Source organism: Desulfosediminicola sp. (assembly GCF_048381775.1).
Lineage (GTDB): Bacteria > Desulfobacterota > Desulfobulbia > Desulfobulbales > Desulfocapsaceae > Desulfopila > Desulfopila ganghwensis.
Genome location: NZ_JBLXGE010000001.1, coordinates 522,878 through 537,824 on the forward strand (window position 1 = coordinate 522,878; position 14,947 = coordinate 537,824).

Consider the following 14,947-nt stretch of genomic DNA (forward strand, 5'->3'; position numbering starts at 1 on the left):
TAGAAGAGGATGTTATGGCTGATGTACGCGTAGATTATCTGGAATTACTCTCCCTTGTGGTTGAGAGATTACGTTCGGCAGGATTGAAAAAAGACCATGCCGAACGTGTAGCAGACGTTCTGGTTCATGCTGATTTGCGTGGGGTACGTTCCCACGGGGTGATGCGGACCGAACATTATGTGAAGAGGATAGGGGCCGGCAGTCTGAACTGTGACCCGAGCTTTACCCTCCGCGAGTTGCGGTCGGGTGCCGCGGTGCTCAATGCGGATGCAGGTATGGGCCATGTCGCCTGTTATGAGGCGATGGATAAGGCCATTGATATGGCGAGTGAAAGCGGTATTGCCATGGTCGGTGTGGAAAACGGCAGCCATTGCGGTGCGCTTTCCTACTTTACCATGCAGGCGGTGGAAAAGGGCATGATCGGCATGGCGGTTACCCATACCGATAAATGTGTGGCACCCTATGGCGGTGGCCGTGCCTTTTTCGGGACCAATCCCATTGCCTTTGCTTTCCCTACCCATAAACATCCTCCTGTCGTACTCGACATGGCAACCAGTAACACCGCTTTTGGTAAGGTTCTCCATGCCAAGGAGACCGGGACTGAGATCCCCGCTGATTGGGGTATAGACGGCAACGGTGCGCCAACCACAGATCCCAACGCGGTGGAAGCGCTGATCCCGTTTGGTGGCCATAAGGGTTTTGGTCTGGCGCTGGTCATTGACGTGTTGACCGGTGTGCTCATGGGAGCAAAATATGGTCCCCATATCAATGCGATGTACGGTGACTACGATAAACCCCGTGAGTTGGCCAGCCTGATGATCGCCATTGATCCCGGCACCTTCACCTCGGCAGAAAGATTCAGGGCCCAGATGGACGCCATGGTGGATGATCTCCATGCAGAACCAGCGGCACCGGGTTGTGAGCAGGTCTATGTCCCCGGTGAACTTGAGGTTATCAGGGAGCGGGAGAATAAAGAGCACGGTGTTCCCGTGGTGGATTCGATCTACGAATGGCTGCAAAAGGGAGCCTGATAATTTCAGGCCCTTTTTTTTCTCCAGCAGTGGAAACTCTGTTTCGATAAACCGGTCGTACCTGGTGTCGGGGCGGGAAATGGTGAATTTTCGGTATTTATCAATGCAACTGGCAAAACAGATTTGGCGAAAGATTAATAATTTTGTCGTACTCATCGAACGTTGGGCGCTGATCATCCTCTTCGTAGGCATGATCCTTTGCGGGGTATTGCAGATCGTGGCGAGGTTCATTCTGCACATGCCCATTCCCTGGTCAGAGGAGTTGCTGACCTATTCCTTTGTCTGGACCAGCTTCCTGGGGGCGAGTCTTGCGGTGAACAGTCTGTCTCACTTCAACGTGGATTGCCTGGTGGTTCGTTTACCCGCGTGGCTATCGTTTCCGCTGCTTTACATGGTGTGGATAGTGATGGTGCTCTTTACCATATTTTTGTTTTACAAAGGCGTAATTCTAACGAATGTCAACATCTGGCAGACGATGGATGTACTGCCACTTTCCATGATGTGGGCATATCTGGCCTTACCGGTTTCAGCAGCGTTCATGTTCATCCATTCGGTGGAGCGCCTGTTGACCGGTGATTTTCTACCAGTGGTTCAGAAATGATCAGACAGGCAGGAGACTCCCTGTAATACCAAAAGATTCAGGTGGTAACTAATGGCAACTTCTCTATTTATAATCTTCATCAGTTTTCTGCTGCTGCAGATGCCGGTATCGTTCTGTCTGGCGGTATCGACGGTGCTGGCGATGTATATCGCCAGTGATATCGACACCATTGCAATTGTCCTGAAACTGTTCCGGTCCACAGGCAATTATCATCTTATTGCGGTACCGTTTTTCATTCTGGCCGGTGGCTTTATGGAGTCTGGGGGAATTTCCAGACGCCTGGTCAATTTTGCCTCCAATCTCATAGGTCACATTCGTGGCGGGTTGGCCAACGCCAGTGTAACAGCCGCCATGTTTTTTGCAGGGATTTCCGGTGCAGCCGCTGCGGATACGGCGGCGGTGGGAAGCCTGCTGATTCCGGCCATGAAGCGTAAAGGCTACGGCTCTGACATCGCCACTTCGGTGATGGCAACGGCTGGCTCCATCGGCATCATTATTCCCCCGTCAATTCCCATGATCATCCTCGGTGTTACGGCGAGTGTTTCCATCGGCGGCCTGTTTATGGGCGGGGTTTTGCCGGGGATCCTGATGGGCGGGGCCCTGATGGTGGTCAATTACTTCTACTGCAAGGCCCGAAAGATAGAACCGGAAGATAGAGTCCCCTTCAAGGAGCTGGTGCGCTCATTTTTCGACTCAATCCTGGCTATTATCACAGTGGTAATCATCGTCGGCGGAATTGTGGGTGGTATCTTTACCGCGACCGAGGCCTCGGTGGTAGCGGCTGTCTACGCCTTTCTCGTCGGTTTCTTCTACTATAAAGAACTTAAAATAAAGGATCTGCCCGGGATTTTCGTCAAGAGTGCGGTCACCACCGGGGTGGTGGTCTTTACTGTGGCGGCGGCGTCAGGTTTCGGCTGGATTCTTACCGCTGAGAATATCCCTGTAAAGATCGCGGAGTTCGTTATTTCTCTGTCTGATCAGAGATGGGTCATCATCATGCTGCTGATGGGACTTTTCCTCGTTATGGGCACTTTTCTCGATCCATCTGCGATCATCATCATTGTGGTTCCTATTGTCTGGCCGATCATTATGAAGCTTGGAATAGAGCCGATTCATTTTGGAATCTGTCTGATTGTCAATATGGCAATTGGTCAGTGTACACCTCCGGTGGGCATCGCACTCTTTGTCGCGTCGGGTATATCGGGAATATCGCTAAACGATGTTTTGGGTTGTTACTGGAAGTATCTGTTGGCCATGGTCACGGTACTGCTTCTGGTAATATTTTTTCCATTTTTCTCCACATGGCTTCCTACCATGGCGGGGTACATTCAACATTATTAAAAGGAGTTGGATATGAAGAAGATAGTACTGCTGGCAATGGCAGCTTTTCTGCTCGCTTCCACCTGTTATGCCAAACCGGTTACCCTCAGGGCGACCAACACTGTAGGTGAAGATCATCCGATGACCAAGGCGTTGCGCTATATGTCAGCGGAGATTGAAAAGCGTACCAACGGTGAAGTAAAGATGGATGTCTACCCGAACAGCCAGTTGGGTGGCAACAAGGAGATGGTTGAAGGTGTTACTCTGGGCACCATCGATATCGCTCAGCAGTTTGCCGGCACCTTTTCCTCTTATGTACCGGAGGTCGAAATCCTGGTTCAGCCGTTCCTGTTCAAGTCTGAGGAAGGACTGTTCAAGGCCCTCAACGGCAAGGCCGGCGATATTCTCGGTGAAGCACTTGAGAAGAAAGGTTTTGTACCGCTCACCTACTTCTACGGTGGTTCCCGCTCCTTTATCAACAATGAGCGTCCTATCAACACAGTGGAAGATCTTAAAGGTCTGAAGATTCGTGTTATCGGCGTAAAGACCGTTATCAAGGCGGTAAACCAGATGGGTGCCATCGCTACCCCGATGAGCCAGGCAGAGGTTTACAGCGCGCTGCAGCAGGGCGTACTGGATGGTTGGGAGAACAGCCCGGTGACCATGCACTCTCTGAAACTCTATGAGCAGTCCAAATATTTCTCCTACTCCCGTCATCTCATGACCCCTGATCTGGTGGCGCTCTCCAAGGCAACTGCCAAGAAGCTTGGTGAGAAGAACCTGGCTATCCTCAAGGAAGTTGCGCGGGATGCAAGCGATTATGAGCGTAAGCTCTGGGCGGAGAACGAAGGCCGCATGGTACAGGAGATGACCGAGAAAGGTTGGGTTGAGTTCAACGAAATCAAGGACATCACTCCGTTTGCCGATGCCACCAAAGATCTGCTGGTAGCCTACGAGGCTAAGTACAAAAATGGCCTGGTCGATGTAATCCTGGCCGAGCAGTAAACACACATTTCTCCTTTGTTGTGCAAGAGAGTCCCGTGACGCGGAGTAACTGCCAAGCTCCGCGTCACGAACTCCTGGCACAAACAGAGAGATGTATTGCGGTATTGATTGGAGGTTCAGATGGTTTCCTGGGGGATGATCGGCACTGGCGATGTGACCGAAATAAAAAGTGGTCCTGCCTTTTACCAGGCGAAAGGATCAACGTTGCATGCGGTGTATAACCGTACTCATGGCAAGGCTGTGGATTATGCTGCGCGGCATGACGTACCTGTGGTTCATGAAACGCTTGAAGCGCTTTTGGCCGATAAGCAGGTTGATGCCGTCTATGTGGCTACACCGCCGGTGACCCACAAGGAACTGGCGCTGAAGGTAATTGCGGCCGGCAAGCCTCTCTGCCTGGAAAAGCCCATGGCAATGAACGGTGCCGAGTGCGATGAGATCATTGCCGCCGCTGAAGCAGCAGGGGTACCGGTTTTTGTGACCTATTACCGACGGAGCATGGAAAAATTCCTGAAGATCAGGCAACTGCTGGGTTCAGGTCGGATCGGCACGTTGAGCTCGGTACAGGTGACCCAATGCCAGCAGATCCCGGGCGAAGTACGGGACGGAGGGCAGATCCCCTGGCGCTTTGAGCCGGATATCAGTGGTGGCGGAATCCTGATGGATATGGGCAGCCATGTCCTCGATATCCTAGACTTTCTAGTGTCACCGATTACAGAGATACAAGGCTTTTCCGCCAACCTGGGTGGCTGTTACAAGGCCGAAGATGTGACCGGGGCGGCGATGATGTTTGAAAATGGGATCATCGGCTCTGCCCTGTTCAATTTCAACGCTGATCGCTGGTGCGACCGGATCGTGATTAATGGAGAGCAGGGAACCATCAGCTTCTCATGCTTTACCGATGAGCCGGTGGAACTGAGCTGTAACGGTGCCATAGAGCAGTATGAATTTATTACTCCCACCCCGATATATCAGCCATTTGTCGAAGAGATGCTGACCAGGATAGCGGCGGGAGACAGGCGGGGCGACGCAGAGACCGCGTGCCGGCCCAACTATCTTATAGATGGATTGTTGAAAACCTATATCGGCAAGTAACAGACTGGTGCCGGGCGAGCATTTCGGTTACGGCAGTGAACAACAAGAGAGACAACGAATTATAATGAAAGCTATTCAGATTTCGGGGACACGGGAAATTTCGCTGATAGAGGCACCTGAGCCGGTAATTACCGGAGCGGACGATGTAATTGTGCAGATCGCCGGGGTCTCGATTTGCGGTACCGACATCCACACCTACACCAATACCCATCCGTTTGTAAAGCCGCCGGTGATTGTCGGCCACGAGTGTTCAGGTGTGGTTACAGCAGTTGGTACTGCGGTGGAAAACGTCAAGGTTGGTGATCGGGTGGCTATTGATCCGGTTCTTGGCTGTGGTGAGTGTGCGCCATGCAATAATGGCCGTGCCAATGCCTGTGCTCAGGTGAAGTGTCGCGGAGTGCATGTGGAAGGTGCCATGCAGGAACTGTTCAAGGTGCGGGCACAGGATGTCCATATCGTGCCTGACGCTTTGGCTGACCTGGTGCTGGCGGCGGGGATAGAACCCTTTGCCATCGGCGCCCAGGCTGTCTGGAGAGGAAATGTCAGCGCGGGACAGACCATGGTCATCTTCGGCGCGGGCCCCATCGGCCTCACGACCATGTTCATGGCCATGGAGCGCGGTGCGGAATGCGTGCTGGTTGATATGAAAGAGGACCGGCTGAAAAATGCGGTCAGGCTCGGTGCAAAAGGTGGGGTCAATGCGGCGGCGCCCGATGTGAAAGAACAGATACTGGCCTTTACCGGTGCCGCGGGTGCGGATGTGACCTGTGATGCGGTGGGTCATCCCACCATAGTTGATATGTGCGTTGAGCTCGCTGCACCTACCGGTTGCGTGGTCTTGCTGGGCATGGACGGTCAGAAGAATAACGTCACGGAGCTGGCAATTTTCAGAAAAGAGCTGACCATCGTGGGGAGTCGCATGAATTCGAACATGTTCCCGACGGTTTTGGAGCTGATTGGCGAAGGAAAGTTGCCATTGGAGGCAATCCTCACCCATCGCTTCACTGCTACTGAGGCTGCTGAGGCATTTGAAATGGCTATCAGGCAGCCAGAGGGATTCTGTAAGGCTGTCATTGCTTTTTAAAGAATTGAACGGGCTTTGCCATGCTGAGCCGTTGCATCATAAAATCTGAAACCATAACGCTACGAAGCCCTGCCGGAATGTACCGGCACGGCAATTTTGGGAGAATTTAATGGACGTTCGACATCCTATCCATCCGGACCATGCTATGGCTCTGGACACTGAAGATCTGCGGGATCATTTCCTCATCGAAAAGGTGTTTGTGCCCGGAGAGATTACCCTCACCTACAGCCATATCGACAGGATAATCGTGGGGGGGATTTGTCCGACGGCTGAGCCGTTGATCTTTGATCAGAAACTCGGCAAGCAAATTGGGGTAAATTTCCTGTTGGAGAGGCGTGAGATGGGGCTGATTAATCTCGGTGGTACCGGGGTTGTTCTGGCTGACGGGGTAGAGTTTGTTCTCGAGAATCAGGAGGCGCTGTATCTGGGCGCAGGTACGAAAGACATTCAGTTCAGTTCGGTCTCGGCTGCAGAGCACGCCAGCTTTTATATGGCCTGTACTCCGGCCCACACCAGTTATCCGGCAAAATATATCAAAGCTGCCGAGGCGGTTGTGGAAAACCTTGGCGAGCAGGCACGTTGTAATGTGCGAACCATCAACAAATACTTCCATCCGGATGTGCTGCCGACCTGCCAGTTGAGCATGGGGCTTACCCGCATTGCTCCGGGCAGTAACTGGAACACCATGCCGACCCACACCCATGATCGGCGGATGGAGGTCTATTTCTATATAGAGATGGATGAAGATAGTGTCGTTTTCCACCTGATGGGTGAGCCATCTGAAACCCGGCATATCGTGATGCGCAACAGTCAGGCAGTGATCTCCCCCAGCTGGTCCATTCACTCAGGTGTTGGCACCAAGCCATATGCGTTCATCTGGGCTATGGCAGGTGAAAATCAGGTCTTCGATGATATGGATTTTGTCGATATGAAGGATTTGCGATGAGCAGTTTTGCCGAAAAAAATAGTAAAGTGATAGCAAGGCTTACTGACTACAGGATTGTACCTGTGGTCAGCTTGCCATCTGTGCAGGCAGGAATCACTCTGGCGGAAATTCTGGTTGAAAGCGGACTGCCTGTGGCGGAGGTGACCTTTCGCACGCCTTGTGCTGCAGAGGCTATCGCGGCCATGAAAGAGCGATGCAGTGAGCTGACGATAATGGCCGGCACAGTGCTGACCACCGAGCAGGTGGATATTGCACGTCAGGCCGGCGCTGAAGGGATTGTTATTCCCGGATTCGAAAGGCAGCTGGTGGCTCATTGTCTTGAGCAGGAAATACCAGTTTGTCCTGGAACTGCAACTGCTTCTGAAGTTTTGCAGTGCAGGTGCATGGGAGTCAATGCGGTGAAATTCTTCCCGGCAGAAGTCGCCGGTGGGATCCAGATGTTGAAGGCACTGACAGCGGTTTACGGTGACATGCATTTCATGCCTACCGGAGGCGTGAATATGGATAATCTTCTGGAATATCTGGAGTTGAGTTCTGTTTTCTGCTGCGGCGGGAGTTGGCTTGCCTCTGAAGAGCTCATGCGGCAGGGTGCCTGGATGGAGATACGAAACAGAATCAAACGTGCTCTCTTAGCTATTGGCAGCCGCTAAAAACAAGGAAGTCGTCAATATTACCTCTACCTGCAGTCGGTTGTTGACTCTCGTTTTGAGTTGAAGCAGAGCATGAACCTGCGCCTTGTTATGGAGTTCGGTGATGGAGAGAGTTGGTTCCACTTCAATATCAATGATCCTGCACAGGTTCTGTGACGCCACATTTCGCCCGCCAGGGGCGCCAGCTCCATGGTTACCAGGCACGTTTGCCCCTGAATCTCTTGACCAGGCTTTATTTTGCACACCTCATTTTGTTTGTTAATAGCCGGAATCCATTGGCCATCTTCAATAAAGTTCATGGCGGGAGCAATGGCCGGGTGAAAACAAGGCAGTACATCATTCGGTAAGGAGGGGTGTCGTAAAACAGCCCCCTCCAGTCGCTATGTCTGAATCAGCCGCAGCTCAATATTTTCGTTTCGCAAACTCCGGTGAGTTTGTCGGCGAATTGTTCTGCGTCGTCCCTGGTACCCACAAGTGAATCATAGTGCATGGGGATAGCCACCTGAGGCTTTATCAACATTGCTGCGGCTACAGCCTCTTCAGCGGTCATCACATATGTGCCGGAGACGGGAAGCAGGGCGATGTCGATTTTTTTGAGGTCGGCCATCTCATCAATCAGGTCGGTATCGCCCGCATGATATATTCTGCAGCCCCCGACCGTGATCACAAAACCGAGCCAGTTGTTTTTTTTGGGGTGAAACTTCTTGTTGATGTTGTAGGCGGGGACAGCTTCTATAGTTACTCCGTTCAATTCCAGTGAATCTCCAGGTTGCATTACCCTGATGTCGCCGGAGAGCTTTTTGGCGGATGCCGCCTCCGTGACAATTATCGTGCTATCATCCTGGATTTTGGCGATGTCTTCGGGTGAGCAGTGATCGTAATGGTCATGGGTGATCAGGATGATATCGGCCGGTTCCCCGCCTGATATCTGATAGGGATCTATAACGATGGTTCTGGTGTCATCCCTGATCATGAAGCCATCATGTCCAAGCCAGGTAATGCTCTCCAATATCTTCGAAATCATGGTTCACCTCCAGCGCATTTTTAAATTCTTTCAACCCTACGCTCACTTTATTTGATGGGAGAGGTACAGGTCAAGGACGCTGTGCTGAGAAGCTGGAGTATCTGAAAATGTTTGCCCAAAAGACAGGCCGCGTGAGTTTTAGGGTATAATCCAATCAAGGGTGGAACTGAAAGATGTGGCCTGCTGGTATGAGTAACAATTTGACAAACCGTGTATTAATTATTTTAATTAAATAATTAAATAGAGGTCGCAAAAGGAGAGTACCAGTATTCAGAGGTATTGTTATGGGTACCAGGAAGTTAGCAGGGAAGGAATCTCGGCAGGGGGTTGTGATCGGTGGTTCGGGCCTGGTCGGGGGTACCATTGTCAACTATTTCAAGTCGAAGTGTCCGGAGCCCATCGATGTGCTGGCGCCGTCGAGCAAAAAGCTCTCAATACGCGAACCTGCAGATATTCATAACTATCTGCAGGAGAAAAAACCCGATTTTATAATTAATGCGGCAATTGCCAATATCAACTCGGATGAACAGCTCTCGTATGAGGTGAATTATCTTGGTCCGCTCACTCTTGCCAGAGCATCGATTAAGCTGCAGATCCCATATATTCATATCAGTTCTGCGGCGACGCTGGAACTGGGTATGGACATTGGGGAGGACCGCAAGAAGCAGTTCACAACGGGGATGAGCAATTACACCCGCTCCAAGCTGATGGCGGAGAAGACCCTTGAGTATCTTTTCCGACAGGAGGGCTTGGACTATACACTCATCAGGCTGGCAGCGGTTTATGGTAATCACGATCACAAGATCCAGGGCATTCATCGTATGTTGTTTTCTGTGGCCGATGAATCGATGCCCGTTCTTTTTACCAAAAGAGGGGTGCTCCACTCGTATTCAAATTGCCGGAAACTTCCCTATTTCATCCATCATACACTAAATCACCGCCGGGAGTTTGCCGGGGGGGATTATAATTTTGTGGATAAGGACCCGGTGGAGCTGGTTGATCTGATAATGACCATCAAGTCCTACCTGCAACTCAATATACCTAAAGAAATCTGTGTACCATACGTGTTGGCCAGAAGCGGCCAGAAGAGTGTGGGGGTGCTGCTGAAGCTGCTGAGAAAGTTTGGGCTTAAAGCGCAGCTGCCGTCTGAGCTGGTTTTTCTGAAACAGTTTTATGTCAGCCAGACCCTGAACTCTGACCGCCTGCAGAATTCGAGTTTCGCTGATCCGGCCCCGGATGAGACAATCTATAGCCGTTTGCCGGAAATGATTCTTTACTATATCGATCGTTGGAGTCACCAGAATCTGATCTCCACCTATAACGAGGAAATGAAGTTGGATAAGGATTTTATTGAAACTTTTCAACACAATCCCGAAGCGCTTATGGGGGCAGCACATCAGGGTGCTGTTCGAACTGTCGGTGGCGAAGTGGGGTGGCGCAGTGAACAACAGGCTAACAGTGATGCCAGACCAGGGGAAGCCCATGGCTGAACCCTGTAATTTCTATCCCAGCCGAAAAAAAATTACAGGCGGGTGTATGGAACTACGGGTAAGGCTGTAGTTATCATGATCAATATTTTGGAATTATGATTATTCTAGGTCGGTTATCACGTTTGGCCAATTTCGAAGTCTGTTCACATGATTTCCGCAAAATACTATTCGTATTAATCCATTACGGCAGTTCAAGTGTGTGGCAGGTGCATTGGTGCGGCAGGCAGGTCGGGTTGAAAATGAGTTGTAGCAATTTTTCCTGTCAAACCAATGCCTAATGGAGTTGCTTAGCAGGAAGTTGCCGGACGTCTCCGCAATTCCGTCGATGTTGAGAAAAGACCTGACACGGCAGCTCCCCCGAAATCCCTATTGATTCAAAGTGCAATCTCTTGTAGAAACCCCCACGTTGTACTGTGTTATTTCATTTCTGACGTGAACCCTTCAAGTGCTCGCATCCGGCGGGCCTGTCAAATAGTTCGAGGCAGAATAACAACAGAAACTTTCTGTAATCAGGAGATGTTTCTGAAAAACATGAACAGGATATAACTATGGTTGAAAGAGGATCTGATCAAAAACGGATCACAAAAATATTGAATAAAGTAGAGGTGCTTGGTAATCGCCTGCCGGACCCCGCCGTCATATTCCTGCTGGCGCTGATTTCGGTATGGGTTATGTCTGCGCTCCTTTCCAGCGTGGAGTTTGGTGCTCTTGATCCGCGCAGCAATACAGCTATCAGTGTGGAAAATCTGCTGACCGGTGCGGCTCTTGCTGACTTCCTTTCCCGGATGGTCACCATTTTTACTGGATTTGCGCCCCTTGGCGTTGTTCTGGTGGCGATGCTCGGTGTTGGTGTTGCGGAGCATTCCGGCTTTATCAATGCGGGTATCAAGCGCATGCTGGATATTACTCCGGCTAAATTGCTCACCCCTGGTGTGATCCTGGTGGCCATCGTGAGCCATACCGCCACAGATGCCGGTTATGTACTGGTGATTCCGCTGGCCGGTATTGTCTTCTACGGTGTAGGGCGTCATCCGCTGGCCGGTATTGCCGCCGCTTTTGCAGGTGTGAGTGGTGGTTTCAGCGCAAACTTCGTCCCGTCTGCCATTGATCCTCTGCTGCAGGGATTTACCCAGACTTCCGCCCGCTTGCTTGATCCGGCTATTCAGGTTAATCCCCTGAACAACTGGCTGTTTACTTCAGTTTCCAGTGTGTTGATCGTGGCAATCGGCTGGTATCTCACAGACAAGGTGATTGAGCCGAAATTAAAAGATACCAAAGTTGATGGAGATCCGGAGGAGATCCCGCAGATTCATCCACTCAATGACCGCGAGAACAGGGCGCTGAAAATTGCAAGCCTGGTGATGCTGGCAGGTATTGCATTGCTGGTGGCGGTGCTTGTGCCTGGAAATTCGCCGCTGCGTGCACCTGATGGTGAGTTGGCAAGTTTTGCAGCGCCTATCATGGGTTCAATCGTGCCGCTTATCTTTCTGTTGTTCATCATTCCGGGTACTGTGTACGGGTACATGGCGGGAACCTTCAGCTGCAGCAGGGATGTGATCAATGCCATGAGCAAGGCCATGCAGGGTATGAGCTACTATATCGTCATGGCTTTCTTCTGTGCACTGTTCATTGATGCCTTCTCAAAGTCTAATCTTGGAACCTTGCTGGCTGTTCAGGGTGCGACCTTGCTGAAGGCCATGAACCTGCCAAGCATGGTGACCATCGTTGGCATCATCTTCCTCACCGCCTTCGTCAACCTGTTTGTGGGATCGGCCTCAGCCAAGTGGGCACTGCTCGGGCCAATCTTTGTGCCCATGCTGATGCAGCTCGGCATTTCGCCGGATCTCACCCAGGCTGCTTACAGGGTAGGTGATTCGGGCTCCAACATCATCACGCCGCTGATGCCGTACTTCCCCCTGGTTGTGGTATATTGCCAGCGCTATGTGAAAAACGCGGGAATTGGTACCCTGCTGTCTCTGATGCTTCCGTATTCGATAACTATTCTGATTGCCTGGACGCTGTTTATGCTGGCGTACTGGGGGCTGGGCATTCCGCTTGGTCTGCAGTCCAGTTACGTTTATCCGGCAATGTAGTTGAGACTACGTAACGGACCGAATTTTCAGCTGTTCATTCAGGAGGATGCAGTTCTCTGTATTCTCCTGAATGATAACTCCTTGAAAAACGAGCTTTACCCGAAAAACTTCCTGGTCATTCTGGCTATCCAGCCATGATTTTCTTCTTTTTCCTCTGCCGGTGCTTCGTCTTCAAGTTTAAAATGGGCGCTGACCGAGGCAACATAGGCTTTATCGTCACGCTGAATATGGTTTATCAGCCATCTCCGCAAAAAAGAGTGGAGTTCTTCAGAAATTGCTTCGCCCGCAGCTAACTTCTCTTTGAATGCTGTGACCCGCTGAATCAGCGTCTTGTGAACGTGTTTATGGGGGCCGCTGTAGGGGTAACCGGCCTCTTCCATTAACGCTTCCTCAAAAGCAAAGTGAGATACGGTGTATTCGCTTAATCCCTCAAGGATTTCAGCTGTCTTCCGGTTATCGCCGGATGCTGTTTCTTTGCCGAGTTCGTTTAGGAATTCGAGCAATTGTCTGTGTTGGTTGTCTATCTCCTCAATGCCGGTATCGTAGGATTTTTTCCACTCGAGTAGTTCCATAATGCTATGCTGTTTTTCTAAAGTTTACATGGTGAATAATAATTAATTTCATATATTTAACGTGATATTAATAATCAGCCGATGGAGGAAAAGTCAACATCTATCGGTGCTGCAGTACAGGAAAGTTGGTAAGGGCAGACCGGCTGAAAGGAGCTTTACCGAATACGCGGGCATATGCCGGGGAAAGCGCTGAGGCCCGACATGGCAGAACATGAAAACGTGCGGATTTTCTGGGCTGGAAGCAGGGTTGCCACCAGCCCCGGGTGTTATGATTCCTGGTGGGCAGGCAAGGGACCAAAGAACGTATCTGTGAATCGTACATACCAGGCAGCGGACTGGACCTGGATGATATAGGTCAGTGCAATGACCAGTGCCGCATTGGCGCCCGCTTCACCGAAGGCGTTGATTGCTATGGCCAGGGCTATTGAGAGGTTACGCATTACTGTGCCATATACCAGGGCGATGCCGTCCCCTCTTGAAAAGAACGCTTTGCCGATCAGGGTCGAAAGCAGAAAATTAACCAGATAAAGCATTAAAAGAGGCAAAAAGATAAATAATAACGGACCGGGTGCAGCTACTATGGTTTTGGCTTTGAGAGCCATCGCTACGAACACTATTCCGAGCACGCCAATAGTGGAAAGAGCTGGAAAGCGTGGGGTGATCCGTTTTTTGAATTCCGGCATCGGGAATTTTTTGAGCAGCATCTTCCGGGTGAGATAGCCGAGTCCCATAGGCAGGAAGACGATGAAGATTATCTGTCTGATTACTTTGCCGAATTCAACTTCAACTGTGGAACCGAGCAACCAGTTGACATAAAAGGGTGTCGCCAGGGAGCCAATGGTAAGGCCGATCACTGTCATATTGATGGCTGCTCCCATATTGCCTTTAGCGAATCCGGTCCAGGAGATAGTCATGCCGCTGGTGGGGAGCAATGAAGCAAGCAGGAGACCAAGTGCCATGTAAGGTTCGGTTGGGAAAAACGCTTTGCCGAGAGCATAGGCAATGAAAGGGATAACTGCGAAGTTGATCAGAATAGCGCTCCCTTGCAGACGGGGCTCAAGGCCTTTTTTAAGGTTGTCGATGTTCAGGGTGACCATCATCGGGTAGACCATCAGGATGGTGAGCGGGAGGATCAATGCCTTCAGCTGGCTGATGAGGTTTTGATTCATGAGAACACCGAAGGCAAGGCCGGCAAGCATCATTGCCGGGATCGCGTACACCAGATTTTTATTCATTCTGACCAGCAGCTTCCACATATTTCCCTCCACAGAAAGATAGACGGTATTGAATGTTTAGTTGTGCATATGCCCAGTTTGCTCATTTGCGGGGCTGATGTCAATATGTTACTTGAAGAATTTAATAAAAAGCTTTAGTTATTGAAAATATATGAGGATAGTTTCCTTGTGCTCAGAGCGGCAGGAGTGAAAAAGAGGGATTTCAGAAAGGTTGTGTTGTGATGGGGTGCTTCTTGACGGGGTAAAGCTATTTCTGAAAGACTATGGTGACCTCTCCAACCTTAAAGCCAAATTTAGTAAGTATCGCCTTGTTGATCAGCAGTTGCTCGCTTACCAGGAACATCCAGTCATCAAAGTGAATTTTCCAGGTGGAGTCATCGACAGTCAGGTTTACAACATATTGCCAGTTCAACACATTGCCGTACACTATTCCATCAGCACGGCCGATGACGTCTTCGGCTGTCCCCGAATAGCTGTGCTGATCTGCCTGGGTGAGAATCCAGATCCGCTGGGATTTTTCACCGTCACTCCAGTCAAAGTCTTCTGTCAGGACCAGCTCACCCCGATCGTTAACTTCTCCTGCGATGTCAACGGTGAATTGGCGGGTTAGCTCTCCACTTCTGTTCTGGACGATCCCGTAACCGGTTGTTGGCCCAGTGAAATACTCAAAAAGATCGAGTTGCGGTGTGTTGCTTTCATACTGTTGCAGATCTATTCCGGAACAGCTTGAGAGTATAACCAGTATCAGCAGAGAGTAGAGTGATTTCATAATCCATATCCATCTTTTTTTTAAGTTTGGCT

14 protein-coding genes are annotated in these 14,947 nt (G+C 50.6%); 10 read left to right on the forward strand and 4 right to left on the reverse strand.

The window, feature by feature from the left end:
* Positions 1-14: 14 nt before the first annotated feature.
* The 8 genes from allD to eda all read left to right on the forward strand — a co-directional run bounded on the left by allD (position 15) and on the right by eda (position 7,732).
* Positions 15-1,031 (forward strand): ureidoglycolate dehydrogenase, encoded by a 1,017-nt coding sequence (gene allD / locus ACN5NT_RS02270; RefSeq protein WP_419174335.1) that lies wholly within the window; start codon positions 15-17, stop codon positions 1,029-1,031.
* A gap of 103 nt (positions 1,032-1,134) precedes the next feature.
* Positions 1,135-1,632: a TRAP transporter small permease gene (locus tag ACN5NT_RS02275; RefSeq protein WP_419174336.1), complete on the forward strand. Its 498-nt coding sequence runs from the start codon at positions 1,135-1,137 to the stop codon at positions 1,630-1,632.
* Between the two features lie 51 nt (positions 1,633-1,683).
* Complete coding sequence (locus tag ACN5NT_RS02280) at positions 1,684-2,973, forward strand: TRAP transporter large permease (protein ID WP_419174337.1); 1,290 nt, start codon at positions 1,684-1,686, stop codon at positions 2,971-2,973.
* A gap of 12 nt (positions 2,974-2,985) precedes the next feature.
* Positions 2,986-3,957 carry a TRAP transporter substrate-binding protein gene (locus ACN5NT_RS02285; protein ID WP_419174338.1) on the forward strand — a complete coding sequence of 324 codons (972 nt, stop codon included), beginning with the start codon at positions 2,986-2,988 and terminating at the stop codon, positions 3,955-3,957.
* A 120-nt stretch (positions 3,958-4,077) separates the two neighbouring features.
* A complete protein-coding gene (locus ACN5NT_RS02290) occupies positions 4,078-5,052 on the forward strand; it encodes a Gfo/Idh/MocA family protein (protein ID WP_419174339.1) in 975 nt (324 codons plus the stop codon).
* A gap of 64 nt (positions 5,053-5,116) precedes the next feature.
* Positions 5,117-6,136, forward strand: coding sequence for an alcohol dehydrogenase catalytic domain-containing protein (locus ACN5NT_RS02295; protein WP_419174340.1), 1,020 nt, complete (start codon positions 5,117-5,119; stop codon positions 6,134-6,136).
* 109 nt (positions 6,137-6,245) lie between these two features.
* Complete coding sequence (gene kduI / locus ACN5NT_RS02300) at positions 6,246-7,082, forward strand: 5-dehydro-4-deoxy-D-glucuronate isomerase (RefSeq protein WP_419174341.1); 837 nt, start codon at positions 6,246-6,248, stop codon at positions 7,080-7,082.
* The gene (gene eda / locus ACN5NT_RS02305; protein WP_419174342.1) at positions 7,079-7,732 is read left to right on the forward strand and encodes a bifunctional 4-hydroxy-2-oxoglutarate aldolase/2-dehydro-3-deoxy-phosphogluconate aldolase; all 654 of its coding nucleotides are present in this window, start codon (positions 7,079-7,081) and stop codon (positions 7,730-7,732) included. Before kduI ends, eda begins: the two co-directional genes overlap by 4 nt.
* Positions 7,733-8,123: 391 nt before the next feature.
* Here the strand turns inward: eda and ACN5NT_RS02310 are convergent, their stop codons facing one another.
* Positions 8,124-8,756 (reverse strand): MBL fold metallo-hydrolase, encoded by a 633-nt coding sequence (locus ACN5NT_RS02310; protein ID WP_419174343.1) that lies wholly within the window; start codon positions 8,754-8,756, stop codon positions 8,124-8,126.
* 284 nt (positions 8,757-9,040) lie between these two features.
* Between ACN5NT_RS02310 and ACN5NT_RS02315 the strand changes: the two genes are divergently transcribed.
* Both ACN5NT_RS02315 and ACN5NT_RS02320 read left to right on the forward strand, forming a co-directional pair.
* Positions 9,041-10,246: an NAD-dependent epimerase/dehydratase family protein gene (locus ACN5NT_RS02315; RefSeq protein WP_419174344.1), complete on the forward strand. Its 1,206-nt coding sequence runs from the start codon at positions 9,041-9,043 to the stop codon at positions 10,244-10,246.
* A gap of 548 nt (positions 10,247-10,794) precedes the next feature.
* Entirely contained in the window at positions 10,795-12,339 is a 1,545-nt protein-coding gene (locus tag ACN5NT_RS02320) for an AbgT family transporter (protein ID WP_419174345.1), read from the forward strand.
* Positions 12,340-12,434: 95 nt separating this feature from the next.
* Here ACN5NT_RS02320 and ACN5NT_RS02325 read toward each other — a convergent pair whose 3' ends face one another.
* The 3 genes from ACN5NT_RS02325 to ACN5NT_RS02335 form a co-directional block, all read right to left on the reverse strand.
* The gene (locus tag ACN5NT_RS02325) at positions 12,435-12,911 is read right to left on the reverse strand and encodes a bacteriohemerythrin (RefSeq protein ID WP_419174346.1); all 477 of its coding nucleotides are present in this window, start codon (positions 12,909-12,911) and stop codon (positions 12,435-12,437) included.
* Between the two features lie 266 nt (positions 12,912-13,177).
* On the reverse strand, positions 13,178-14,167 hold the full coding sequence (locus ACN5NT_RS02330; protein WP_419174347.1) for an arsenic resistance protein: 990 nt from the start codon (positions 14,165-14,167) through the stop codon (positions 13,178-13,180).
* Positions 14,168-14,393: 226 nt separating this feature from the next.
* Positions 14,394-14,915, reverse strand: a complete 522-nt coding sequence (locus ACN5NT_RS02335) for a DUF3833 domain-containing protein (RefSeq protein ID WP_419174348.1) — start codon at positions 14,913-14,915, stop codon at positions 14,394-14,396.
* Between the last annotated feature and the right edge of the window lie 32 nt (positions 14,916-14,947).